At 45.0% G+C, this 26,588-nt stretch carries 15 protein-coding genes and 1 pseudogene; 15 read left to right on the forward strand and 1 reads right to left on the reverse strand.

Features of this window, described 5'->3' with window-relative positions:
* Positions 1–504 precede the first annotated feature (504 nt).
* From NNL35_RS07080 to NNL35_RS07090, 3 genes are all read left to right on the forward strand, one after another.
* The gene (locus tag NNL35_RS07080) at positions 505–6,849 is read left to right on the forward strand and encodes a DUF7601 domain-containing protein (protein WP_254553052.1); all 6,345 of its coding nucleotides are present in this window, start codon (positions 505–507) and stop codon (positions 6,847–6,849) included.
* A gap of 19 nt (positions 6,850–6,868) precedes the next feature.
* Entirely contained in the window at positions 6,869–7,648 is a 780-nt protein-coding gene (locus NNL35_RS07085) for a class B sortase (RefSeq protein ID WP_006679320.1), read from the forward strand.
* Between the two features lie 578 nt (positions 7,649–8,226).
* Positions 8,227–9,963, forward strand: coding sequence for a S8 family serine peptidase (locus tag NNL35_RS07090; RefSeq protein WP_006679321.1), 1,737 nt, complete (start codon positions 8,227–8,229; stop codon positions 9,961–9,963).
* A gap of 229 nt (positions 9,964–10,192) precedes the next feature.
* Here NNL35_RS07090 and NNL35_RS07095 read toward each other — a convergent pair whose 3' ends face one another.
* Positions 10,193–11,131 (reverse strand): helix-turn-helix transcriptional regulator, encoded by a 939-nt coding sequence (locus tag NNL35_RS07095; protein ID WP_006679322.1) that lies wholly within the window; start codon positions 11,129–11,131, stop codon positions 10,193–10,195.
* Positions 11,132–11,239: 108 nt separating this feature from the next.
* Between NNL35_RS07095 and NNL35_RS07100 the strand changes: the two genes are divergently transcribed.
* From NNL35_RS07100 to NNL35_RS07155, 12 genes and pseudogenes are all read left to right on the forward strand, one after another.
* A complete protein-coding gene (locus tag NNL35_RS07100) occupies positions 11,240–11,689 on the forward strand; it encodes a VOC family protein (protein ID WP_006679323.1) in 450 nt (149 codons plus the stop codon).
* A 131-nt stretch (positions 11,690–11,820) separates the two neighbouring features.
* Positions 11,821–12,351: a GNAT family N-acetyltransferase gene (locus NNL35_RS07105; protein WP_040734055.1), complete on the forward strand. Its 531-nt coding sequence runs from the start codon at positions 11,821–11,823 to the stop codon at positions 12,349–12,351.
* A 178-nt stretch (positions 12,352–12,529) separates the two neighbouring features.
* Positions 12,530–14,887 (forward strand): helix-turn-helix domain-containing protein, encoded by a 2,358-nt coding sequence (locus tag NNL35_RS07110; protein WP_006679325.1) that lies wholly within the window; start codon positions 12,530–12,532, stop codon positions 14,885–14,887.
* 201 nt (positions 14,888–15,088) lie between these two features.
* Positions 15,089–16,300 carry a M20 family metallopeptidase gene (locus tag NNL35_RS07115; protein ID WP_006679326.1) on the forward strand — a complete coding sequence of 404 codons (1,212 nt, stop codon included), beginning with the start codon at positions 15,089–15,091 and terminating at the stop codon, positions 16,298–16,300.
* Complete coding sequence (locus tag NNL35_RS07120; protein ID WP_006679327.1) at positions 16,275–17,696, forward strand: MFS transporter; 1,422 nt, start codon at positions 16,275–16,277, stop codon at positions 17,694–17,696. The genes NNL35_RS07115 and NNL35_RS07120 overlap by 26 nt, the downstream gene beginning before the upstream one ends.
* Before the next feature lie 79 nt (positions 17,697–17,775).
* The gene (locus NNL35_RS07125) at positions 17,776–18,963 is read left to right on the forward strand and encodes an amidohydrolase (protein ID WP_006679328.1); all 1,188 of its coding nucleotides are present in this window, start codon (positions 17,776–17,778) and stop codon (positions 18,961–18,963) included.
* A gap of 380 nt (positions 18,964–19,343) precedes the next feature.
* Positions 19,344–19,784 (forward strand): helix-turn-helix transcriptional regulator, encoded by a 441-nt coding sequence (locus NNL35_RS07130; protein WP_254553054.1) that lies wholly within the window; start codon positions 19,344–19,346, stop codon positions 19,782–19,784.
* Positions 19,781–20,962: a macrolide family glycosyltransferase gene (locus NNL35_RS07135; protein ID WP_254553056.1), complete on the forward strand. Its 1,182-nt coding sequence runs from the start codon at positions 19,781–19,783 to the stop codon at positions 20,960–20,962. The genes NNL35_RS07130 and NNL35_RS07135 overlap by 4 nt, the downstream gene beginning before the upstream one ends.
* Before the next feature lie 54 nt (positions 20,963–21,016).
* Positions 21,017–21,478: pseudogene (locus NNL35_RS07140) on the forward strand (M20/M25/M40 family metallo-hydrolase); the annotation flags it as partial.
* Between the two features lie 272 nt (positions 21,479–21,750).
* Positions 21,751–22,707: a HamA C-terminal domain-containing protein gene (locus tag NNL35_RS07145; RefSeq protein WP_006679106.1), complete on the forward strand. Its 957-nt coding sequence runs from the start codon at positions 21,751–21,753 to the stop codon at positions 22,705–22,707.
* Positions 22,697–24,910 carry a DEAD/DEAH box helicase gene (locus tag NNL35_RS07150; protein WP_040733847.1) on the forward strand — a complete coding sequence of 738 codons (2,214 nt, stop codon included), beginning with the start codon at positions 22,697–22,699 and terminating at the stop codon, positions 24,908–24,910. The genes NNL35_RS07145 and NNL35_RS07150 overlap by 11 nt, the downstream gene beginning before the upstream one ends.
* 526 nt (positions 24,911–25,436) lie before the next feature.
* Entirely contained in the window at positions 25,437–26,447 is a 1,011-nt protein-coding gene (locus NNL35_RS07155; RefSeq protein ID WP_006679104.1) for a DUF4062 domain-containing protein, read from the forward strand.
* Positions 26,448–26,588: the final 141 nt, after the last annotated feature.

Here is a 26,588-nt window from a genome sequence, read left to right on the forward strand (position 1 = left end):
ATGCATATCAATCAAAAAGGTCACACCTAAACGTACCGTCAGCAATCCACACATGTGGAGCACCTAATATTGATGGTTGGCATCACCTCTTGCCCCTATCCGCTACGAGTTCGGATGCTCGGTTATTTCGCTAACTCGTTTCCAATTTTCCTAAATAAGTCTGGGCGGAAGATGAGTTACTATTGTCGAGTGGTTGTATAAGTTTTGTATAGGTCGTGCTAGTAAAATAGTGAAATACGCTGTCTAAACTTGATGAATTCTGTAATTTTTTCAGGATTTGATGGCGAAAAATGGTCGAGGTGAGGAGGGAGGAAAGTTATAAGCATTGATCAATCGCCTGCACACCCACGGAGCTTGCTCGGTCATCTCGAACTCCGCAAGATTTCGAAGATGTGAAGGGTCGCTGGGTCAAGCAAATAGCATATGTCTATTCGCTTGTGCATGATATTGGGCAGATGATCTTGTTATCGACAAAAACTTCGGAAAATGGGGGAGAATTTTGCAATGAAGCGAAAACGCAGTATAAGCAAATCTATGCTGTCTTTCTGCCTAGCGGTTTTGCTTATTTTGCAATCGGTGACGTTCTCTGCTCCTGCATATGCGGAGAGCGCGCAAGTCGATTCCGGGACGGAAACAGTCAGCGAGACTGGCTCACCGACCGCGACAGAACCGTCGGTAACTGAGGCAGTGTATGATACGCCGGCCAGCTTCGCGGCGATGGTTTTAGGTCCATCGGACAAAACAACGGTGTTTATGGGAGCGAATTCAACCTTTCCGCTGGAGGTGAAGCAGGGAACTCCCCTTGCTGTTATTGAGCCTGGCGGGACTATCCAGGGCAGACAGCCATTCACGCTCATGTCGGAAGGCCTCAAGGTGCCAGTGAATGGTGATGACGATGATCCGACGAATGCGAATCCAGCCCTATACATTCAGAAGGGTGACTGGATCGAACTCAGACGGGATGACTACTTCAAGGAAGTGGTGTTGCCAACAGCTACCAAAACCTTGATGGCAGCAACTGATTATGGCCCGAAACAGCTTGGCACGGCCTATTTCACCCCGAATAGCATCAAGATTGTGTTTAATGGCGACGATGGCTTTTTCAATGGTGTGGGAACAGGGGTTACCTTCGGCTTTGAAACCACCGCCAATTCGGATGTAACGGGTATAGAGCATGGCGATTCAAAGCCTATCTCCATTTTCGGGGGAGCGTACCAGCTAAAAAACCCGGACGTTACGCCCGATTACAGCATCACATTGAGTTCGACCGGAATGATCAGGTGGGATCAGTATGGCTATCGCGGTATTCAACCCGCACAGTTTGTTGAGGGTGCGGTTACCTGGCAGTCAACCGTCTCTGCTTTCGATAAGTTTGATAAAACACTCAAGCTACCGCTCGACGGGACGAAGTTTTTTACGGACCCTGCATCTTATAATACCGGCTTTGGCAATGTCCGCGGTATCTATGTGCATGGTTCCTTCAAGGTCAACGACATAGCGGTAGAACCGAATATCGACGCCGACGGTAAGCTGAGCTACATCTTCCCGTCGGGTACCGGTATAGAGCCGAAGGTTGAGTTTAAGACGTGGATCCCAAAGGAAGCTTACTATTACGAGTACAAGAATCCACCGGGGAATCTTGGCCGCAGCTATCGGGACATGAATGGAAAAGTGCAATTAAAGCAGAGCGATGACACTGTTTTAGTGAGTGCAGGTCAAGAGATTTCCTTTGCACCCGACTGGATTCAAGCATCCGGCGTGTATGACCATGCAAATGAAACCATCACATGGACTACTGATGTCAACTGGTACAACAAGAAGGGACTAAAAAACCTTACCATTAGAGATGTGCTGCCCGCGGGTCTTGAGTTCGTGTCAGCGACATATCAGACATGGGAGGACGGAGTGGCATCTGAAGTAAGACCGATTACCCCGGATGAAAACAGCGTTTACTTCTTCGGCGATGTAAACGGTAAGGTTCAGCTGGTGATTAAGTCCAAAGTGAAAAGCGGCTCTAGCTTTACTAACATACCCCGGGCCAACTGGGATTTGGATACGAAGGACGTAAACGGAAACTTCATACAGAACAACGATGTTACAACCGGTACAAGACCCAACGCGGTAACTGACGAGGCAATCATCACCGTCGGGGCGCACACGTTCACAAAAGCAGGCTCTATCTCGATGGAGGATTTCAACCTAGGCGGCATCACATGGACCGTCAACCTAACGCCACAGTATGCCCTGCCAAATGCGGTGGTATACGATGTGCTGGTGCATGGCGGAGATCTGAACGTCTTGAACGACGCGGTGGATGAAACCGGCGAGGTGAGCGCGGAAACGATTGCGAAAATCAAAGAAAATGCTAATACTGCGCAGCTTTGGAAGAAGTACCACAAGAATACTCTCAAGAGCGCGAACGGCTTGACCTTGAAGCATATTCCTTTGACCGTGAACGGTGAAGTGGTGGCGGATTTGATCAAGGTGACCGGATACACCACCGACCGAGCTGCATCCTTCAGCTTCCGTGCACTGGAGACCAACACGGACGTTCTCTTCAGGCAGGATAATAACGCAGAGAAAACACGCTGGAATCGGGCTTTGCTCTTTGACGGCGAAACCGTAAAACAAGCGCAAAACAGTGTCAACCTTCACCTGCGTATGCTGAACAAGGATATGCTTACGGCATCCTATCCTATTAAGAAGGACGGGACGGCTGACACATGGTATACCCCGAACGACGTTCACCGCTATATCGGTTATGACGGCTCATCAAGCGGCGACGAATACACCTTGGCTGGTTATGACCGGGCGACCAAGACCGTCACCTTCCGCCTAGGGGTAAATATGCCGGGGTACAACACGGTCGAGATGGCAAAGGAAGGCGGCAATCGGGTGATCAGCGACATTAAGCTGGTGGACACCCTGCCTGAGGGCTGGGAGTTCGTTCCGTTTTCCGAGGGGAAGGATTTTGAGCTTTATAAGGGCTATTCGGACAATGGCAGCGGCACCGGCTATGGGGCTCGAAACAACGCCAGGGCCATCATCGAGTCGAACGACCCTGCTCATGTGGTGAGTTTCTCTCATAGCGGCAACGTAGGCACCTTCACCTTCTCCAAGTTGGAAAGCCCTTATGTCATTCTGGTGAAGGCAAGACCTTCCAATGAAGCTCTGGAAAAATACCTGGAGGAATACACCACTAACGGTACAGACAGGCAGGTGCTGTATAACAAAGCCGACCTGCATATGACATGGGGCGGAGTGGAAAAGGTGGTAACCGAGCAGCGCAAGGTCATTGTGCCGATTCAGGCGCTGGGCAAGTCGGTAACTAAGCCGGTTCCAGGGGTGCTGGAATGGACGGTGAACTATACCCCGCCATTCAACATGGAGCAGGGCGTTTATTTACAGGATACTCTAGGTGCAGGCATGAATCTGCGCTATGATGAAAACGGAAAGCTTGTGCTAATAGCTCCCAGCATGGCGGTTTATCGTGCCAAGCTGACTGCGAGCGGTGCTCTGGAGCGGGACGGTGCAGCACTGAATCTCAGTGACCCGAATTGTGAAGTTCAGGTGGAAGCCGAACCGGGCGCGGGCGGCACGACAGTTCTGAAATTCAAAATGAACGACCCGAATAAGTTTTACCAGTTTGTGTACCAAACAGAGGTTGATCCTTCTAAAGCGAAAGCTGGCGACAAAATGGGCAACGAGGTAAAGCTGACGGGCGATGATAAGCTGAAATCTATCGGCGCCAAAAGTGAGAGCACGCTGGACAGTTCTGACGTAGCCGGCAGTTCAAACACCAATGCTCTGCTGCCGCTGAAAAAGGTGGACCCTGACGGTAATCCGCTGCAAGGCGTAGAGTTTACGCTATATAACAAAGACGGCGGAGCGCAAGCTGCTAGTGGAAAAACCGGCAAGGACGGCAAGCTCAATTTGCTCTTTCCGAATCCAGGCTATTATGAGCTGAAGGAAACCTATATTGACACAACGACATGGTTGCCGACTACAAGAATTTATCAGGTGTATGTAGGTAACACACCCGGGAAGCCCATCTGGGTAGACGGCGTAAAAGTAACCTCTGATAATCCGCTGATCGTGCCAACTCCTATTGCCGGCAAGCTGACGATCAGGAATACGGTGGCAGGCAACGGCGGCGATCAGAATAAGGAATTTGTGTTCACCATCACCTTTGAGGGTGAGGGCAAGGGTGACAGTTATCCTTATATCAAGCCAGATGGCACGAATGGAATGATCAAAAACGGCGATAAGATCCAGCTGAAGCATGGACAAACTGCTGTCATTCCGAAACTACCCAAGGATCTGGTCTATACCGTAACCGAAAATGATTACTCGGCGGTCGGCTATAGCACTGACCCGGCGAAGGGAATTCATACCGGCACGATCGTTGGGAATGGCGACCACAAGGCACCGTTCGTCAACACTCGGATGGTATACGGCCGTCTGCTGATCGGTAATACAGTGACCGGTAACGGCGGCGACAAACATAAGGAGTTTACCTACAAAGTCAACTTCACAGGTCCATATGGCGCAGGAGATGAGTATACCTATACCAAGTCGAACAGTGGTACAAGTGGTACAGGAACGATCATATCCGGCGGGACTATCACGCTCAAGCACGGCGAGACGGTCACTGTGGATAAGCTGCCCGAGGGACTTACTTACACCGTCGAGCAGACAGCTTACACTAGCGAGGACTACGTTACCACCCCGGCGGAGCTGACACTTACAGGCAGCATCGTGCAGGCGACAACTGCCGAAGCCAAGTTCGTCAATCATAGAGATTTGCCTGGCGGTCTGTTGATCAGAAATACGGTGACAGGCAACGGCGGCGATGTGAACAAGGAATTTGAGTACACCGTCACCTTCACCGGAGCAGGCGCAAACAGAACGTATACCTATACTAAGCCTGACGGTACTACAGGAACGATCCAATCGGGAGACAGGCTCCTGCTCAAGCACGGACAGACGGTTACCATTGTGGGCATCCCCAAAGACTCGTTCTATATCGTAACCGAAGCGGATTATACATCGGACGGGTATACGACCGACCCGGAGAGCCGGGAGTATACAGGCAATATCAAGGAGGATGAAATCGCCCAGGCTCCTTTTGTGAATGCCAGATACCTTCCGGGTACGCTTGCCTTAGAACCAAAAACTGCGAAGGTGCCTGGGGACGGCAAGACTCCCTCCGAGTTGACAGCCACTCTCACGGGAACGGATGGCAACCCGGTAGAGGGCAAGGAGATTGTGTTTAAGCTGGAGGATGGTACGGTAATAGGAACGGCGATTACCGACGAAGACGGCAAGGCAAAGATTCACTATACGCCGCCGAAGTTGAGTGATACAACGCCGAAGGAGTACGAGATCACTGCAACCACCACAGCCACCAGTCCATCGGGTGTGCCATACAACGAGGATAAGGCAATTGTAATCGCTATGCCGGCGGCGCTTACGGGTGTTCTGCGGGACAATAATACTGGATTGGTCATTCCCAATGCGGTCATTATCGTGAAGAACGTGAAGACCGGTGAGGAGCAAACGATCACCACTGATTCGGAAGGGAAATACTACCATCCGGTTCAGCGGGATGAAGAGTATACCATTACTTACATTAAAATGGTTGACATTGACGGAATACCAACGCCTGTTCCATTCACACAAAAGGCATACATTGAGGGCACCAACCCGACAACGGAGGGTAACCTGATTCCGGCAGAAATCACTGCGGTAGGTATCGTGCTCTTCAAGCAGCCCGATGGGAAGACTTCGCTCCTTAACAATGCCTTTGCCGGCAAGCTGCACGTCTACTTGAAGGATGAGAACGGCAGCTATATTTCGGAGAACGGCGTTCCGAAAGCATTCCCTTTGCAAAACAATGGCACATTCTCTGCGGCAGGGCTGTCCACAGGTAAGTATACGATGGAAGTACGTTATGAATTTGAGCAGGGCAAAGAACTGACGCTTATTCGGGATGCGAAGCTGGACGTGAAAGCGAACGGTGAATTGAATATTTCGCAGGAGCTCGTTGACCCGTATGGCATCATTACGGACGCAACCACTGGCGCAACCATCGAAGGCGCTGAAGTGACGCTGTATTATGCGGATACCCCGAGGAATATAGCGAACGGTCTCGTTCCGGGCACGAAAGTAACGTTGCCTGTGATTCCGGGCTTTGCTCCGAATGATAACGCCAGCCCAAGCCAGAAGAGCGACGCAAACGGAGCATATGCATATATGGTGTTCCCGGACACGGATTATCATCTGGTTGTAACCAAAGCCGGGTATGTGACACATACGAGCGCAACCATCTCGGTCGGAAGCGACATCGTACGCTACGATGTACAGTTGACGCCGACGAGTGGTTCCGGCAACGGCAACAACGGAACCGGCAACGGCAATACCGGAACCGGCAACGACAATACCGGAACCGGCAACGGCAATACCGGAACCGGCAACGACAATACCGGAACCGGCAACGACAATACCGGAACCGGCAACGGCAATACCGGAACCGGCAACGACAATAACGGAACCGGCAACGGCAATAACGGAACCGGCAACGGCAATAACGGAACCGGCAACGGCAATAACGGAACCGGTAACGGCAATAATGGAACCGGGAACGGCAACACCGGAACCGGCAACGGCAACACCGGAACCGGCAACGGCAATAACGGAGCCGGCCACAGTAACAACGGGCTGGACAATGTTCCGAAAACAGGAGATAATAGCCCATCGCCAATCTTCTATATGGCTTTGGCACTGATGTCCCTGATTGCGATCGGATTCTGTCTGCTCAGCAGCAAGAAGAAAAAGAACATTCAGTAACAGGAAAGGCGGTAAGAAAATGAGCAAAACGAAAAAAATTCTTACCGCCTTTTTCACTATTCTGTTGGTTTTTTCTCTCGTCTCGATTGCGAGAACTTACCTGCAGGATTATGCTGAACAGCAGCAAATTAAAGAGTTGGCAGAAATACGGGAAAAAGAAGCGGAGACAGGCGAGGGTGCAGCAACACCATCGCCTTTTATCTCGAAGGCGTATGAGCGGGTCATGCTCCCCGAATTTCAAGAGCTTTACAAGAGAAACCCGGACATCGTCGGTTGGCTAAAAATTGACGGCAGCCGAATTGATTACCCGATTATGCAGAACCAACAGGATGCGCAATACTATCTCAATCATGGTTTCGATAAAAAGGAAAACAAAAACGGACTCCCCTTTTTAGATGAACACAGCCGGATAAACGGTTCAGACATTTTGCTGATTCACGGGCATCACATGAAAAGCGGCGTGTTGTTTGCGGATTTGATGAAGTATAAGAAAGAAAGCTATTATAAGGAACATGCTACGTTCCAGTTCAGTTCGCTTTACGAGAAGGAAGAATATGAAATTGTTGCCGTTATTCTCTCAAAGGTTTATCGCCAAACGGACGACGTTTTTAAATACTACCAGATTGAGAAGGTAGGAACATCCGATGAGTTTGACTCGTATATTCAGAACATCAAAAAACTCGCGCTTTACGACACTGGCGTGACAGCCCGGTATGGCGACAAGCTTATTATTCTGTCTACGTGTGAATACTCAACCGAAGACGGCCGGTTAGCGGTGGTTGCCCGAAAGCGTACATGACGATGATGGGCTTACACCTCAAGGTAACGTAGCGGAACTTCTTCGCCAACCTCTAAATAACGAGAAAGCAAACTTTTCAGCCCTTTCGCTTCCCAATAGGAGGTCGGAAGGGCATTATTTACATTTTCGAGCCATTCCCCAAGGGCCGCGGCGGGAATTAGCCATCATGAGGATTCAGCGCGACTTCTCAGCCGCGGTTACGAAGATACTTTGCATATTCGCAGGCCTCCCCAGATAAGAACGTCATCTTTCCGCCCGCGCTTGCCACCCCCCATTCCGGACTTTCATCGTATAGATGACAATTTTATTTTTTAAATTTTCTGTTTACTTTTCCAAAAAAATGATGATAAAATAAAGTTAGTTGGGAAAAAGAGTAATTTATTTACCGAAAATCCCAATTAATTAATGACATTAAGAAGGGGGGGAATCAGGAAATCAGGGAGTAAGAACCGAAAAAAGGAGGCTTGGTAAATCTAAACTTTGAATGCGCTTTCTCAGCATCGTGACGAACTCTATTTCATCATGCTGAACACCAGAAAGCAGCACAAATTATTTATTCCATGGAGGAGGGATATTTGATGAAGAAGTTTCTAAGCTCTGTTTTAGCTGCCATTTTGTTAATGGTCACTTTATTAACAGGGGTGTCGTTTGGCAGCCCCGCTGAGGGTCACTCGAGTGATTATATTGAAGGTCAACTCGTGGTGTCGCTCGAGGAACCGTTCATGGATTCGAGCCAAAGCGTGGATGATATATTGATGGAAGCCGATTCACTCACGGAGAGCGGTTTTGCTATTGCCGATTCACTGTTCGGGCAGGATGCCGGCACTTTCTCGGTGCAGGCGCTGGATAGCGATGTCAGGGCTACGGCGATAGAGAAAATGGGATTGGTCTATTTGGTCGAGTACTCTGTAAAGGACTACAAGTCAATCGAGTCCGCCAAAAACACTTTGGAGAAAAAATTAGACAACCTTGGTTTCCATGTTCGGTACATCTCGGAAAACCGCAAAATGTACGCGCTTGAAACGGCAACCGTGCAAGATGTTTCACCTCAAGCCATTCACAACAACCAACGTTGGCATTATGAGATGATTAAGGTTCCGCAAGCCTGGGAGATCACGGCCGGGTCGAGCTCAGTCCGGATCGGCGTGCTTGACACGGGAATTGACAGCAACCATCCGAGCTTGAAAGATCTCGTGAACACTAGCTTGGGCAGCAGCTTTGTAGGCGGTACCACAAACGATGGTAATGGGCATGGCACTCATGTCGCTGGAACGATTGCCAGTTATGGATCGGTGTCAGGCGTCATGCAGAACGCGACCTTGATTCCTATTAAAGTGCTTAACGACAGCGGTTCAGGTTCGCTGTATGGCGTTCAACAAGGTATTGTTTACGCCGCTAATATTAGAGCCGATGTCATCAATATGTCGCTGGGTGGCGGCGGTTACGATCAAGGGATGGATGAGGCGATTCAAACCGCAGTCAGCTTGGGCACCATCGTGGTGGCGGCCGCTGGCAATGACGGACGCCCAAGCATCTCTTATCCGGCGGCTTACAGCGGCTCGATCGCGGTTGGTTCCGTGACCTCGAGCAGAACGCGTTCAAGCTTCTCCAATTATGGACCGGGTCTTGATGTGATGGCTCCTGGGTCGAACATATACAGCACATATAAGAACGGCCAATACACAACTTTGTCTGGAACCTCGATGGCAACCCCTCATGTGACTGGCGTATTCGGACTGATGAGATCGGTTAATCCGAATCTTAGCCCTGCTGCGGCCGGAGATATTCTCCGCAATACAGCGCAGCCTGCCGGAAGCTCTGATCAGTATGGGCATGGCATTGTTGATGCGCACGCTGCTGTGCTAGCGGCAGCCGGCGGGGGCGATACGCCAGCCCCGAGCGCACCTGGCGATTTAATATCCACGGGCCAAACTGGCACAAGCGTATCGCTTAGCTGGAATCCTCCCACGGACAACGAGGGCGTAACCGCTTATGAAGTATATAACGGAGACTCGTTAGCCGCCACAGTCGCGAATACTTCGGCGACGGTTACCGACTTGACGGCCGATACCACATATACGTTCACAGTTAGAGCGGTAGACGCCTCAGGCAATCGGTCCGAAGCAAGCAATGCCGTAACGGTAACGACGGATTCCGATTCGTCACAACCGTCTCCGACTTGGGCTCCGGGTATATCGTATAAGATCGGGGAGGAAGTGACTTACGGCGAAGCAACGTACCAGTGTCTTCAAGAACATATTTCGATGGCGGGCTGGGAACCGCTTAACGTACCGGCATTATGGTTAGAGAAATAGCATTGTTCAATTGATCCGGGGTAACAGCTCCCCGAACAAAGCGCCTTCGCAGATCCGTCTGCAAGGCGCTTTTATTTATTCCGCTACAATAATGAAAATGAATGAGTTGGGCACTGAATCGTCAGATCCAGCAATCTGAAGCGATACGCGGTCGTTGCAAGTGATCTGATGGGAGAGAAGCGAAGGCAGGTAAGGAAACATTATTCCCCTATTGGGGCGGAGAAAACTGTTATAATTTTTGATAGTGATTAAAGAGACTCTCTGCTCTTTCCTGGATAAGTTGTTTTAAGGATTCAGGCTTCACGGATACCACATGATGACCATATCTCATAAAATAGTCCGCGATAAACTCCTCTTCTCCTGGATTATAGAAGCCCTTAATAACTGTTTTATGATCATTTTCTATTTTCATGGAAGGATAATGCTCTTTATAAAACAGATCCTTTGCTTGTTCTATAATCTCTACTTCAAACTCAATACTCTTCTCTGATTGATACATTTCTAATGAACGACTAAGGAGTTCATCTATCGAAAAGTGTGGCTTGTTGTCCTCTTCTTCGATCCCGGTTATTCTATCACATCTGAAAACTCGATATTTATTTGTATTTAACTCGATTCCAGTGGCGTACCATTGACCAAATTTAGCGGAAATTTTGAAAAATTGAACCTGGTAGCTTTTTTTCTCATTATTTTTTACATATTGAAGCTTACAGGTACTCTCATGAAGAATGCTTTTTAGAATCTTATCTAAAAAACGGCTCACATGATGATGCTGATATGCTTCAAATTCCAGGATTTTTTTCATTTGGTGAATCTGTTTGATTTGATTTTTGGAAAGACAGTTTTCAAACTTTTCATTAAGTTGGGTAACGCTTAAATGAAACGGGGTTGATTGATAAGCTTCTAACGTCAACATGGCAAAGTACAGCGCATGCACTTCATCCATCGTAAAAGTAATGGGGGATAACAATCTATTTTTTAAGATACCATATCGGCCATGTCTGCCATGCTCCGCATAAATAGGCATACCTAATTGTTCCAATGAACTAATATCGCGCAGAGCTGTACTTTTTGAAATATGGTACTTCTCCATGAGGTCCTGTAAATTAAAGAACTCTCGACTGTTCAAGTATCTTATCATGTCATTTAATCTTTCTGATTTCTTCATACATAAATCCCCTCATAAAGGTGTCATGTTTTGATACCTTTCTATATTATAGTAAGCTCAAGGTATATATCAAATTGCCTGCATCATGATATAAAAGGAGACTGAACAATGAGTGCCACATTAGAAGCAGCTATTTTCTTATCCATGAACGGAAAAGCAAAAGAAGCTGTAGATTTTTACAAGAAGCATTTTAATGCCGAGGAATTGTTGCTTGTTACTTACGAAGATATGGCAAAACGCGACAGCTCGCTGCAGCTTACCGATGAAAATAAGAATAATATTGCTCACTCTGTCTTATCCCTCGGAAAAACCAAAGTCATGCTGGCAGAAGATACAATGGATGCAACAGAAATGTATGTAGTTGGCAACAACACCTCATTGTGCATTCAAAGTGCGGACTTAGAGGAAATCGAACATTTTTATAAGAGCTTGACTACAGATGAACGAGTGAGAATCATTGTTCCTTTATCTGCTAATGTGTTTAGCAAGGCATACGGTATTATTGAAGATCCGTTCGGTATTCAAATACAGTTAATGTTCGATGATAGATTACAATAAGGGCGGCCCCATTTAAGGGGATTCGTTTTTATAAAAAGATGCTTAAGAAGGAACAAAAAAGCATTGATAAAATGTTCAAAAACGGATAAGTATTATAAGATAACTATTAAAAATTTTTGGAGGGAAAAATATTGAATCCAGAGTTACACACAGAACGTTTACATTTGAGAAAAATGAAGGTATCGGATTCGTCTAGTTTGTTTAAAATTTGGTCTGATCCAGAAGTTACGAAGTTCATGAATATAAATTGTTTTACTGATGAAAATCAGGCAAAAGATATGATTAAACTCCTTGATGAACTTTCTCAAGATAACAAAGCTATTCGTTTCTCCATAATTGAAATTGAATCAAATGAAATCATAGGTTCTTGTGGTTACAATTCCATAGATTTTGAAAATGCAAAGGCAGAAATCGGATATGACATTGCTAGAGCATTTTGGGGAAGAGGATACGCTTCAGAAGCTATCTGTTCTTTGTTAGATTACGCATTCTCATCTTTAAAGCTGAATCGAATCGAAGCAAAAGTAGAACCCGCGAACGTGAATTCAGTAAAAGTATTACAAAAGTTAAACTTTACGTTTGAGGGAACACTGAGACAGTATGAAAAAGTAAACGGAAAGCTTAACGATCTCAATATGTATTCAAAATTAAGAACAGATTGAAGCGTTAGATGCGATTCATGGAGGTTTCAAGCCTTACAGCTTGAAGCCTTTTTGGTTGGAAATGGCTTACTGGAGCGTCTGCACTTGTCTGGACAATAAAAATAGGCTCACGTAAACTGAACTAAACCTAATGTTTTTCAACCAATGCGGTCATACTTAAGCCAAGGAGGCGTTCATCATGCCGAATGCAGCAACCCACAACAACTATGAGATCAGCATGGAAAATATTCGGTCGATGCCGCCAACGAGTTATTTTGGAACGAAGATCCTGTTTGTGATCAGCGGGAGCCTGACCGTGAATTGTACAGCTCGTGATTATAAGCTGCAGGCTCATGATATCTTGATCCTGAACCGCAATGTCAGGCATGAGATGTCAAGCCAGGAGGACAATATCGTCATCGTGCTGAGCCTGACGGCACAGTTCTTTGCCCAGCATGATAAATCGTACTTCTCCTATCACTTCGACTGCTTCTCGCGGGAGATGGACCGCGGGCGCGAGCAGATGGTCGCCCTTCTGCGGCGTTATCTTGCCGAGATCATGATTGCCTACTCGCGAACAGGCGAGCTTCCGAACCTGGAACTGCAGAGCAGCTTATTCCAAACGATGCTGCTGCTGACTCGTTTCTTTAAGACCGAGGCTCCCATGCGGGAAGGGAGTTCTCACGACGACGAACGGATTATGCGCATCATTCAGGAGATTGAGCAGCGCTACGACGAGCCGATTACCTTACATGAGATCGCTCAGAAGGAGTATCTATCCGTTTCTTACCTCTCTCGATATTTCAAGAAAATGACAGGCTTTGGATTCGTCCAGTACGTCAATCTGGTACGGCTGAAGCATAGTCTGGATGATCTGCTTCATTCCACAGATTCGTTATCTCATATCGCGTTAAAGCACGGATTTGCAAGCTCGAAAAACTTCAATGCCGTATTTAAATCGGCCTACGGGATGTCCCCGGCCAAATACCGGAAGGAGCATTTGGAGCGGCAGGACGATGCACAGCCAGCGGCTAACCATGCTTCCGAGCCCAGAACGGTGCTGCAATCCCCGGATATTCTGGCGAAGCTTGCTCAGTACATTGAGACAGGGGAGCAGATCTCGGATATTAGTGAGGCTGTATTTGAGAAAAGGCAGATCGAGCTTGACCCAACCCGGCAGGAGGAAGTGGCGGCTTCCACGCATGTTCTCTTCATCGGACAGCTTAAGGAACTCCTCAATGAGAATGTCAAAGAGCAGCTTCTCATGGCCAAGAAGGAGCTCCGTATCCGTTATATCGGAATTCGCAACCTGATCTTTGGCAAGACGCTGCTTCCCGAAGTGGAGACGGATGAACTGGTGGCGACCTCTACGCCGTTCATGAATTCCGATCTGGCTCTCCAGTTCCTGCAAGATCATCATCTCCATCTCCTGATCCGCATCGAATACCAGGAGATTTCCTCCGACGAGAACAAGTATTTCGAGCTGCTGGACAAGTTTATCCGTCACTCGATTCACATTTTTGGACGGGATACGGTAGCGAAGTGGCGCTTCCTGTATTATGAGCCTCATGTCACGATTGCCTCCCCGGAAGAGCTTCGGCGGATATATCTTCGCCTTCAGTCTTTAGTGAAGAGCAGGGAAGAGCGAGTGCAGGTGGGGACCTATCTTCCTTTTTCCGAACGAACAGGGACAACGACTGCACCGCATGAATGGCAAGTAAGCCACGGCGGCGTGATTGACTTCCTTGCCTACGAAGCGAATCCGAACGAAGTCGTTGATTTCGATAAATCGGCTGATGATGATTTCACCGAAACGCAGGACTATATCCTCTCCGTTACGACCAAACTGAAAGCTTTTTTAAGGAAGTATCGTATGGAAAAACCGCTGTTTCTCATGTCTTGGAATACGTTGACCGGGAATACGAGATATACAAACGGAACGTTTTTCCGCGGTGCCTTAGTGATGAGGGCGGTGCTGGATCTAAGCCGTGAGGTTAACGCGATCGGCTTCTGGATCAATACGGAGCAGCATGAGGAGGAGCGCAGTGCTCGCAATATAAGCATTGACGGGCTGGAGCTGTTTCACTTTTTCAATGGAAAGAGACCTGCTTATTACGCGGTCATGTTCAAGGAACGTTTGCGGGGGCGAATAGTCGCACAAGGGAAAGATTATGTAATGACGGAGCATGCAGATGGATACCAGCTTGCTCTATTGAACTGCAATAACTTCAATCCACGCTTCTCGGTGGAAGAGCTGTTTCTGAGACAGCGGAAGAAGGAGATGCATATTCGCCTGCTTGGCATGAAGCCAGGCGCGTATCAGATTCGCAAATTCCAATTCGACCGCGATCATGGGGCCTTGTATTCGGAGTGGGGGAAGCTCAACAGCAAGCATGGCGTCGATCAGGAGATTATGAATTATGTCATTCACCGATCTATCCCTTCCTTGAAAGTCATTGACGAGCAGGTCAGCGAGGATTGGTCCTTTTATGTGTACTTGGACATGAACGCGATTCACTTTTATGAGTTCCGCAGAACGTTCGATGCTATGCTATAAATCACATTTGACGAAAGTGGGTAAAAATGACCCCTTCGTTTTGTCCAGACAGCAAGGTCAAACAAGAAGACGGCAAAAATAGAGGACATGGGAGTGCAAAAATGGGGCCGATTGCAACCGCTTTCTTTCCTATAATAAAGGCGTAGAACAAGTTTCTACACTGGCCGGTGATAAGCATCATGTTATAGGAGGGAAGAGGTCATGAAGACGGAACTATTTAGACGACTGGATGAGAAAAAAGAACGCATCATTGAGATCAGACGGTATCTGCATGCGCATCCGGAGCTTTCCTTCCAGGAGGAGAACACCGCGAAGTATATCGCTGAATTCTATACAGATAAGCCCTGTGACGTTCGCGAGCATGTCGGCGGCCACGGGGTGGTTGTCACAATTGATAGCGGCAAGCCGGGCAAGACCTTGGCGATCCGCGCGGATTTCGACGCGCTGCCGATCACGGAGCAGACGGGACTTCCCTTTGCCTCGAAGAATCCGGGCGTCATGCACGCTTGCGGACATGATGGGCATACGGCTTACATGCTTGTCCTTGCCGAGACGTTGATGGAGATGAAGGATCAGTTAGCGGGCAAGGTCGTTATTTTGCATCAACCCGCGGAAGAAACGCCGCCCGGCGGAGCGATTCATATGATTCAGGACGGCTGCCTGGGTGGGGTGGACCATGTGCTCGGCATCCACGTCATGTCTACCATGGAGACGGGAGGAATCTTCTACCGGGAAGGACCGATCCAGACGGGACGCGCCTACTTCAAGGTGAAGATTCAAGGGAAAGGCGGTCATGGCTCCTCGCCGCATATGGCCAATGACGCCATTGTTGCCGCAAGCGAATTCGTATGCGCCGTGCAAACGATCGTGAGCCGCCGCTTGAATCCATTTGATGTCGGCTCCATTACGATTGGCTCCTTTGACGGAAAAGGAAGCTTCAATGTCATTAAAGACTCGGTCGAGCTTGAAGGCGATGTCCGGGCGATGACGGAAGAGACCCGCAGCTTGATTGAAAAGGAAATTCGCCGCATCTTATCCGGGCTTCAAGAAATGTTCGGGATCACGTATGAGCTTGAGTACAACAATGACTATCCTGTTCTTATCAATGATCCGGCATTCACGGAATTCGTGGTGAAGTCGCTGACTCAGAGCGACATTCCTGAGGTCACCTCGATCGAACGCTGTGAACCGCAGCCGCCTTCAGAGGATTTCGCTTATTACGCGCAGCAGCGTCCAAGCGTATTTTTCTATATAGGCGCGATGCCTGACAATGGAGAGTATTACCCTCATCATCACCCTAGATTCGATATCAATGAAGACTGCTTGCAGATTGCTGCTAAAGTCATGGGTGCACTCGTTATAGACTACATGAAAGAGGGCGAAAGAGATGAAGACACCAACAGTTCCGTATAAAGGCACCGATAAGCTTATCATAGGGATCGTGTTCGGGGTTATCACTTTCTGGCTCTTCGCGCAATCCATGGTTAACATCGTTCCTGACGTCCAGGCTGATCTCGGAATATCTCTTGATACGCTGAATATAGCCATCAGCTTGACGGCGTTATTCTCGGGGATTTTTATCGTCGTTGCCGGTGGCCTGGCGGACAAGTTCGGACGAATGAAGCTGACGTACATTGGGCTCATTCTTAGTATTATAGGTTCCTTGTTGCTCATTCTCGCGCATGGTTCCGGAATGCTGATCGCAGGCCGGGTGATCCAAGGTCTGTCTGCAGCCTGTATCATGCCGGCTACGCTGGCTCTGATGAAGACGTACTTCGAGGGAGCCGAGAGACAACGGGCGCTAAGCTTCTGGTCCATCGGATCTTGGGGCGGCTCCGGGGTATGCTCCTTCGCCGGCGGCGCCATCGCAACGTACATGGGCTGGCGCTGGATCTTTGTCTTCTCGATCGTGTTCGCTGTGCTCGCGATGCTGCTCATCAAGGGTACGCCGGAGAGCAAGAGTCAGGTCGAACCATCGGACAGCAAGGCTCGCTTCGATTTCGGCGGCCTGGTTGCGTTCGTGATTACGCTGGTTACCCTGAACCTGATCATTACGCGGGGCTCCTCCTTCGGCTGGACAAGCGCGATTACATTGTCTCTTGCTGCCGTGTTCCTTGTGTCGATGTTCATTTTCTTCAAAATTGAGCTCCGCCATGCGAATGGATTCATTGACTTTACTCTGTTCAAAAATAAAGCCTATACCGGGGCAACCGTGTCGAACTTCTTATTGAATGCCGCAGCAGGCACCTTGGTTGTCGCGAATACGTACGTTCAGATCGGGCGCGGATTTACCGCCTTCGAATCCGGGCTATTGTCCCTTGGCTACTTGGTGTGCGTTCTCGTCATGATTCGTGTCGGCGAGAAGCTGCTGCAGAAGCATGGCTCCCGTAAGCCAATGATTACGGGCTCACTCATTACGGCGATTGGGATTGCCTTGATGTCATTCACCTTTGTCCCCGGCTTTCTCTATACGCTGCTCGTCTTTGTCGGCTTCATGCTCTTCGGTATCGGACTTGGCATGTATGCGACGCCATCGACGGATACGGCGGTCTCCAATGCGCCGGAGAGCAAGGTCGGTATTGCGTCCGGGATCTATAAAATGGCGAGCTCGCTCGGCGGTTCGTTCGGTGTCGCCATCTCCGCAAGCGTGTACGGGGTTATCGCTGCTGCCGGAAGTATAGAGCTGGCCGCCATGATCGGGCTGTTGACGAACGTTGCATTCTGTGTGGTATCCTTACTGTCGGTTATTATCACGGCACCAAAGGGCAGCAAAAAAGAGAATGCAGCTCTCGCTCCGGCTGCAAAATAAGAATACCGATTAGAGAGCTTGGAAGCTTGGAGGTTTGGGATTAGATTCAAGTTATACAGATTCACAGGAGGATATGAACATGCGTGAACCATTATTAGCGATGCTCGATGCACGTAAGGATGAGATCATTGCGATTCGCAGACATCTGCATGCCCATCCGGAGCTATCTTTCCAAGAGGAACAAACCGCGAAGTATATTCGCGACTTCTATCAAGGCAAAGACGTGAAGCTGGATACGGAAGCCGGAAACGGGCATGGCATTATCGTCACGATTCAAGGCGGCAAGCCGGGCAAGACGATAGCGCTGCGGGCTGATTTTGATGCACTTCCCATTCAGGAGGAGACGGGTCTTCCCTTTGCTTCTGAAAATCCCGGCGTCATGCACGCTTGCGGCCACGACGGGCATACCGCTTACTTGCTCGTGCTGGCGGACTGCCTGATTCAGCTCAAGGATGAGCTTCCCGGCACGATTAAGATCATTCACCAGCATGCGGAGGAAACGCCTCCCGGGGGTGCGAAGAGCATCGTGGAGTCCGGCCTTCTTGATGACGTGGATCAGATCTTCGGCGTTCACGTTTTCCCTACGGGGGATGTTGGTGAAGTCATGTATCGCAGCGGATACGCGATGGCAGGCCGCAGCTACTTCAAGCTCGGCATTCAAGGGAAAGGCGGCCACGGCTCCTCGCCACATATGGCCAATGACGCGATCGTGGCTGCCGCGCACTTCGTCACGACGGTGCAGACGATCATTAGCCGGCGCCTGAATCCATTCGATACCGGCGTCGTGACGATCGGATCCTTCGACGGCAAAGGCAGCTTTAACGTCATCAAGGACTATGTCGAGCTGGAAGGCGATGTGCGTTACATGACGACAGAGACCCAGGCGCTAATCGATAAAGAGATGCATCGCATCGTCAGAGGGATTGAAGAAACGTTCGGCGTACAAGCGACCTTAACCTATACGGCCGATTATCCGCCGCTCTACAATCATCCCGAGGTGACCGCGAACGTCGTTCGTTATCTGGAGCAGGGAGTCGGCGATTATTTGACAGCTATCCATGAAGGCGATATGCTATCCGGGTCTGAGGACTTTGCGTACTATTTGGAAAAAATCCCGGGCTGCTTCTTCTACATTGGCTGCAAGCCGAAGAACGCAGAAGAGGTCTACTTCAATCACCATCCGAAGTTCGATATCGACGAAGATGGGCTGCTCGTGGCCGCGAAGTCGGTTGCCGAAGTGGTGTGCGGGTATTATGGGTTGAAGTGATGGGCGCAGTTGATGGATGGAAGGTTATAGGCAGCATTTGAGAGTGGATTAGGGTTCTGAACATTGAAAGTAAGCTGAGTTTTGTAAAAATCGAATAGCGTTGAAGGTATCCCCTCGTGGTTGACATCTTGAGATTGTTGGTAATGATAATCTTGGGTGTTGAGCGGAGGGGATATTTGTGTAATTAAAACGCATCCTTTATATTTGGCGTCAAAGTAACGCTTAGAAATGTCCATGACAGCCAAGTCTTTGAAGATGTTCTACTTGTACTGAATGGATGAGTGCTTTGCCACAATTTTTAACAAAAAATGTTGCGGACTGTTGCTAGATCTTCACCTTGGATCTTCTATATATTTAAATGTATATGGAGATGAAAAAATATGATTGGTATGAATATTTGTGTTTTGCGTAAAAAGCATAAAATGAGTCAGGAACAATTATTTGAGAAGGTAAACGTATCACGACAGACCGTAGCCAAGTGGGAAAACGGGGATGCCTTGCCCGATATTTTTAAATGCAAGCTACTCGCTGATATTTTTCAAGTAACCCTGGATCAATTATCCCGTAATATGAGTGAAGAAGAGGCGAATCGGCTCGGTCCCAAGGGGAAGCAGTTCTTTGGTGTTGTGAAGGTAGGAGAGCGGGGACAGATTGTGATTCCCAAACAGGCACGCGAAATGTATCAGATTCAAGCGGGTGATAAGCTGATTGTCTTGGGAGAAGATGCGACAAAAGGAATTGCTCTCTTAAAAAGTAATGAATTCATGGAATTTGTGGAGATAATTCAAAAAGCTGAGCGGGAGGTAGATGACTCAGAATGAGCAAAATTGTATTTTTTTCGATACCCGCACATGGTCATACCAATCCGACCATTCCGGTGGTAACCGAGTTAGTCAATAGAGGACATCAAGTTTGGTATTATTCCTTTCTAGAATTTCAGGGGAAAATAGAAGGTGCTGGCGCTGCATTTATTGCTTGTGATGAATTCTTGCCCCAGCTATCACATAAAGAATTGAATCGTAAGGTTGGCAAAGATTTTGCAGCATTGATTGAAATGGTTGCCGATACGACCATTGCTTTGGATGAAAAGGTTTGTAAGGAATTAAGGGAAATTCAGCCGGATTGTATTGTATCCGACTCTTTATGTTTTTGGGGAAAATTATTTGCAAAAAAACTAGGAATTCCATATATTTGTTCGACTACTACCTTTGCTTTTAATCAGTATACAGCGAAACTGATGAAGCGGGGTTTCATAGAATTATGGAGAATGATCGTGGGTTTGCCCCGAATAAACAAAAAAATTCAGTTGTTAAAGGATCATGGGTATGAAGTAGAGAATTTTGTCTCGATTATTCAAAATAATAATGAAACGGACACCATTGTTTATACTGCGAAAGAATTCCAGCCGATGGCGGGTACCTTTTCTGAGCGATATGCTTTTGTCGGACCATCCATCAGGCAGTCTCCGCCGGTACAGAATAATAAAAAAGATAGAAAAATAATCTACGTTTCCCTTGGGACTATACTTAATCAAAATCAAGATTTTTACCAAAACCTTATCCAGGCATTTGCAGATACGGACTATGATGTTGTGATGTCAGTCGGTGAAAAAACTGAGATTTCTTCTCTTGGCAGCATACCAGGAAATTTCACTGTGAAAAACTTCGTGGATCAGATATCGGTATTACAGACAGCAGATGTATTTATTACCCATTGCGGCATGAATAGTGCGAATGAAAGCCTGTATTTTGGAGTTCCAATGGTTTTATTTCCGCAACATAGCGAACAAAGAGTAGTGGCTGATCGGGTTGCTGAACTGGGTGCAGGATTAAAATTGAAAGGAAAGAAGCCCAAATATTTGGCAGCAGCGGTATCTGAGGTATTGGCGAATCGGACATATCAGGAAAATGCGCAGAAACTGTCAGAAACTTTTCAGAGTGCTGGCGGTGCAGTAGAAGCAGCCAATATGATTTTAAGTAAAATTAGAGAGAGATCTTAATGGTAAATGTTTTTTGTTCGGTTTTACAACGTCCTATACATTGATACAAAGCTTACATTCGACGGCAAAGGAAGCTTTAATGTCATCAAGGACTATTTCGAGCTTGAAGGTGACGTGCCTTACATGACGACCGAGACCCAAGCTTTGATCGATAAAGAAATTCATCGTATCGTAAGAGGGATTGAAGAGACATTCAGCTTACAAGCGACCTTAACCTATGCGGCCGATTATCCGCCGTTCTACAAACATCCGGAAGTGACCGCGAACGTCGTTCGGTATCTGGAGCAGGGAGTCGGCGATTATTTGACAGCTATCCATGAAGGCGATATGCTAGCCGGGTCTGAGGACTTTGCGTACTATTTGGAAAAAATCTCTGGCTGCTTCTTCTACATTGGCTGTAAGTCGAAGAACGCGCAAGAGGTCTACTTCAATCACCATCCGAAGTTCGATATCGAAGAGGACGGGCTCGTGGCCGCGAAGTCGGTGGCGGAAGTGGTGTGCGGGTATTATGGGTGAAGTAATGGGTATAGCTTTGGTAAGAAGGTCATAAGAATACTTGAGAATGGAATAGGGTTAAAATAGAATAGCTTTGAAGGTATCCCCTTGTGGTTAGCATCGTGAGATTGTTGGTAATGATGATCTCGGATGTTGAGCGGAGGGGATATTTGTTTTGTAGTAGTTGGCTGAATGGGTAATTGCCGAATGGGTTCTGTATTGGGAAAATTAAGGAGGAAAAATGCGAACTATGTAGAATAGGGATAACATACTAGGAAAAGAAGGTACAAAATATGACAAGTATATTTGGTTCTGAGAATGTAGTCATCGAGCAAATTACGGAATCAGCACTAAAAGCTTATCTTGTTGGTTTTGATATTGATGACAAAGGTCAGAAAAAATATAGATGGAGAAACCTGGTGAATATATTACAAGATGCCCTTACTGAATTTGCTTTTGGGTACCATGAGGGTGAGGTTGTCCATATCTCACAATCTACGAGATTATTGTATGAAGCGGCTAGTGCAGTGTATAAAATCGATGAGTTTGTTGAAACCAAAAAGATTTATGTCGATGAAGATAGCTTTATAGAAGATGATGACATAGATAAAAAGTACCTAAAAAGAGGAGAGTTCGGCGAATTAATACTTCACCTACTCTTACGTGATTACCATAATACTATACCGTTATTATCAAAAATTTATTTTAAGGATTCATATGGTGTCCCTGTACATGGTTTTGATGCTGTACACATTGAACCAAACTCAAAGACGCTGTGGTTGGGTGAGTCGAAGTTATACATTGATGGAAAGAAAGGCATTGAAGCACTTATTGGTGACATAAAAGAACACTTTAAACATGATTATTTGAATCAGGAGTTTACTTTAATTAGCAAAAAAATAAAACATATGTCTGGAGATACAATTCCCGAAAAACAACATTGGATAAATTTAATGGATCGAAATAAGGCTTTAAAAGAGGTATTTTCCTCAATAAATATTCCATTAATTTGCACCTACTCAAGTAATTTGTTTTATGAGTACGATGATGAAACGGATCCTGAATTCATAGCATTTTTTGAGGATGAAATAAGGAATTTAGTGAATCATTTTAACCTAAAAAATGACCATCCCTTAAAATCACATTTAAATATCATCCTCTTATTATTTCCAGTTCAGTGCAAAAATACATTAATACGGCGGATGCATAAAAAATTATATACTTTACAGGGGATATACGATGATGAATAGTTCTCAAGTAGATGATGTAGTCGAAAACTTTAGAATGGCAAATCATATTAGCGACAATGCAATGTTTGAATATACTCAACTGTGCTCCAAATTGCTTAGGCATTCTGAAACAGAGTACCTTGGCCGTAAAATTATTATTAATGTTCTTGATAATTGGAAAAAAATAAGCCCGCAATTTCATGAAATATGGACTGATTTAATAGAATCGGCAGGCTTCTATCCATACCTTGAGAAAAATAAAGAACAATTTCCTTTAAGTAGCACTGCTTCACTAATTAGAAAAAAACTACATGTATCCTCTAATTTACAAGGTAAAATCCTTCATGAGGAGCAGTATCTTCTAAAAAAACTTCTTCAAAACGAAAAGAATTTAATTGTAAGTGCCCCAACAAGTTTCGGTAAAAGCCTACTAATTGAGGAAGTCGTTGCAAGTTTAAAGTACAATAATATTGTTGTGATTCAGCCTACTCTAGCTCTATTGGATGAGACTCGAAAGAAACTAAATAAGTATAAAGACAATTACAAAATTATAGTACGAACAACTCAAGAGCCTTCAAGAAACAAGAGAAATTTATTTTTGCTAACGGCTGAAAGGGTTATGGAGTATAAGGGCCTACCCAAAATAGATTTTTTTATTATTGATGAGTTTTATAAATTAAGTGCAAAGAGGGACGATGAGAGGTCTGATGTTCTAAATAATGCTGCTAATTTGCTTTTGAATAAACATGGAAGCAAGTTTTATTTGCTGGGTCCAAACATTAATAAAATCTCGGATGGATTTGCAAAGGAGTATAATGCAGAATTTTACTCTACTAATTATTCTTTAGTAGATAATATTTCAATAGATGTATATTTGGAGCATCAAGGTTTATTTGGAAGTAGAGGGGCAAAAAGAGAATATAAGGAGAAGGTACTATTCGAATTGCTCGATGATTTGAAGTTTGAACAATCATTAATATATTGTTCATCACCACATCGTGCCAGACAACTTGCAAAAAAATATTTAGATTATTTAGTTACTAAAACTCAGCATAAATTGCAAGAACAGTTTGAATTAATTGCATGGGTTAAAGAAAATATTAGTGATAAGTGGAGTCTTATTTCATGTCTAGAATATGGTATTGCTTTTCACGATGGTGCACTTCAAAAACATATATCCTCAACACTCGTTGATTATTTCAATAACAATAAAATATCATACTTGTTTTGCACATCAACCATAATTGAGGGTGTAAATACAAGTGCAAAGAACGTAATTTATTTTGATGAGTCTATCGGGAAAAATAAAGAAATAGATTTTTTTGACTACAGCAACATAAAGGGTCGCTCGGGAAGAATGATGATTCATTATGTCGGTAAGATTTACAATTTTAATAAACCTCCTAAAAAGCAAGATATTGTTATAGATATTCCGTTTTATGAACAAAACCCTATTTCAGATGAAGTATTAATACAACTAGATGACTCGGATGTTAAAGATAAAAATAGCGAACAATACAAAAGATTGAAGAGTATTCCTTTTGAAGAAAGAGAGTTGTTTAAGAAAACTGGTGAAATAGTTGTTGGGCAGCAAAAAATAGTAGAAATTCTAAAAAGAGATATTAGAGAGCAATATAGTAATATTGGGTGGAGCAGATATCCAAATTATGAGCAGTTGCAATATGTCTTAACTCTAGGTTGGAACAATTTGATAAGAGAAAATGAAAATGTAAAGCCGATGACCTTAAAAAAACTTGTTAAGGTAACAAATGATTATAGTAGACTTCAAAATATTATGATATTGGTTGAGAATAATATGAAGTTCTACAAGACACAGAAGAGTTATGAAAAGTATGATGAGGATGAACTGTTTGACTTCGCTATCAGAGAAGCATTTCAGACATTAAGACATTGGTTTCAATATAAAGTACCAAAATGGTTGAATGTTGTAAATGAATTGCAAAAATATGTGTGCACACAATATAATATGAGGGCAGGGGATTATTCATTCTATGCCAGTCAAATCGAAAATGATTTTATCAGAGAGAACCTTGCTATATTAGTGGAGTATGGGGTTCCTAATTCAGCAGTAAAAAAATTAGAATCAATGATTCCATCAAATATTGGTGAGGATGAAGTATTAAATACTATCAGACGTAATAAGTATTATGAATTAAGTTCATTGATTGACTATGAAAAAGGTAAAATTATGGAATTATTCTAGCTTTGAAATTATTGAAGCACTTCCACTATAGAAGAAGTGCTTCATTATATTTTTGAGCAAATGTCATTCCTTTGATAATCGTGTTGTACTCCCTGTCACCTCTTCACATAGATCTGGAACGTAAATAACCACATTAGAACTCTTTCCAATGAGTGCTTGCAAGCTGGAAAAAGTGGTCCTTAGGGCTTGGGCTTGTATAAAATTTAAACGTAAATGGAATTATATTTGCTTTAACAGATTTTTTTAACAGTGAAGTCATTGGTTTCAATACAGGATGGAAAAAGGATTCAGGGGGGAGTTTGCCGTGCTTTGGTCTTTATTATAGCATCCGACACTTGAATTTAGTGATTATGTAAATCTGGTACAAGAAGCATCGCATCCACGGCATATTAAGCTATGTTAGCCCGGTGGACTTTAGAGAACAATTCCATAAAAAATTCTCTGAATTAGTGTTGACATTTTAAGCCTTCTTTGTTTTGGGATAATGAAAAATAGAAAAACGACATATCAAAGGGAGAGAGGTATATTGGAAAAGAAATTACAGGTTTTCGTATCCTCAACATATCTTGATTTAATAGAAGAAAGACAAAAAGCAGTAGAAGGAATTTTAAGGGCAGGTCATATACCTGCAGGAATGGAGTTATTTACTGCAGCAAGTAAGAGCCAATGGAATGTAATAGAAGAATGGATTAAAGAGTCGGATATCCTTATGTTAATTTTAGGTGGGAAGTATGGTTCCATTGAGTCAGAGAGTGGCAAGAGTTACACACATTTAGAATATGAGTTTGCTTTAAAGCATAATATACCTGTATTCGCAGTTGTTCTGAGTGAGCAGTATTTATTGAATAAGAAGAGCAAGAATATTAATTTAGCTGTTTTTGAACGAGAGGTGGCAGACCCTCAAATTGAAAAATACAAGGATTTTAAAAAACTAGTACATACTAATTCAATTAGAAATGTTAATGATATTAATGAGATTACAGGTGAAGTTGCATTTTCTTTACAAAGATTTACTAATAAGGATGGAACCGAATATAATTTTAAAGGATGGATTAGAGGAACTGAAATTAATCAGAAGACTGTAGTTCACAATCCTCAAAATAACAAACTATTTCGATTGGATGAAACATTGCTAGATGAAGTCATTAGTTCAATTGAACTGGAGTCTTTTATAGATACTATTGAGTACATCGCCACTTATTGTTCTTATGAGTCTGAAACTAGGCAGAAAATAGATGAGTTTGTTTACACTTATTCACAACCATCTAAGAGGTTTTTTAATGAGGAAGTACAAACGTTATTTAGGAAATTATTAAAGTCTCTTGATGATTACACAAATCATTTAGCGTGGAATTTTTTTCCTAGGAACGAAAGACAATACTTATATCCTGACTTAAATATTGACTTAACATGGGTAGATGAGAAGGGAAGAGAACTATACGCTAAGCATTTAAGTAAGTTATCGCAAATCTCAAGGCAAACTATTGATGAAATCAGAAATTTTGTACATGACTCAAGGGTTACATTTTATAAGTAATAAGAAATTAACTACTACTCCTGTATGCACTGTTAACTCAACAAATGTGGAGTGTGTGTTAATAGTAAAAAGTTAAGAATAGGTAATGGGTTCGAAAATTTGTAAAATCTTCGAACCCCCCTCAAATTTTGATATGGTAAA

Source organism: Paenibacillus dendritiformis (assembly GCF_945605565.1).
Classification (GTDB): domain Bacteria; phylum Bacillota; class Bacilli; order Paenibacillales; family Paenibacillaceae; genus Paenibacillus_B; species Paenibacillus_B dendritiformis_A.

Excerpts from the sequence above, each read along its gene's own strand:
- NNL35_RS07125 (WP_006679328.1), top strand. The coding sequence starts at position 17,776 with ATGCGTGAACCATTATTAGCGATGCTCGATGCACGTAAGGATGAGATC.
- NNL35_RS07115 (WP_006679326.1), top strand. The coding sequence starts at position 15,089 with ATGAAGACGGAACTATTTAGACGACTGGATGAGAAAAAAGAACGCATC.
- NNL35_RS07150 (WP_040733847.1), top strand. The coding sequence starts at position 22,697 with ATGATGAATAGTTCTCAAGTAGATGATGTAGTCGAAAACTTTAGAATG.
- NNL35_RS07135 (WP_254553056.1), top strand. The coding sequence starts at position 19,781 with ATGAGCAAAATTGTATTTTTTTCGATACCCGCACATGGTCATACCAAT.
- NNL35_RS07110 (WP_006679325.1), top strand. The coding sequence starts at position 12,530 with ATGCCGAATGCAGCAACCCACAACAACTATGAGATCAGCATGGAAAAT.
- NNL35_RS07090 (WP_006679321.1), top strand. The coding sequence starts at position 8,227 with ATGAAGAAGTTTCTAAGCTCTGTTTTAGCTGCCATTTTGTTAATGGTC.
- NNL35_RS07100 (WP_006679323.1), top strand. The coding sequence starts at position 11,240 with ATGAGTGCCACATTAGAAGCAGCTATTTTCTTATCCATGAACGGAAAA.
- NNL35_RS07080 (WP_254553052.1), top strand. The coding sequence starts at position 505 with ATGAAGCGAAAACGCAGTATAAGCAAATCTATGCTGTCTTTCTGCCTA.
- NNL35_RS07120 (WP_006679327.1), top strand. The coding sequence starts at position 16,275 with ATGAAGACACCAACAGTTCCGTATAAAGGCACCGATAAGCTTATCATA.
- NNL35_RS07130 (WP_254553054.1), top strand. The coding sequence starts at position 19,344 with ATGATTGGTATGAATATTTGTGTTTTGCGTAAAAAGCATAAAATGAGT.
- NNL35_RS07145 (WP_006679106.1), top strand. The coding sequence starts at position 21,751 with ATGACAAGTATATTTGGTTCTGAGAATGTAGTCATCGAGCAAATTACG.
- NNL35_RS07095 (WP_006679322.1), bottom strand. The coding sequence starts at position 11,131 with ATGAAGAAATCAGAAAGATTAAATGACATGATAAGATACTTGAACAGT.
- NNL35_RS07085 (WP_006679320.1), top strand. The coding sequence starts at position 6,869 with ATGAGCAAAACGAAAAAAATTCTTACCGCCTTTTTCACTATTCTGTTG.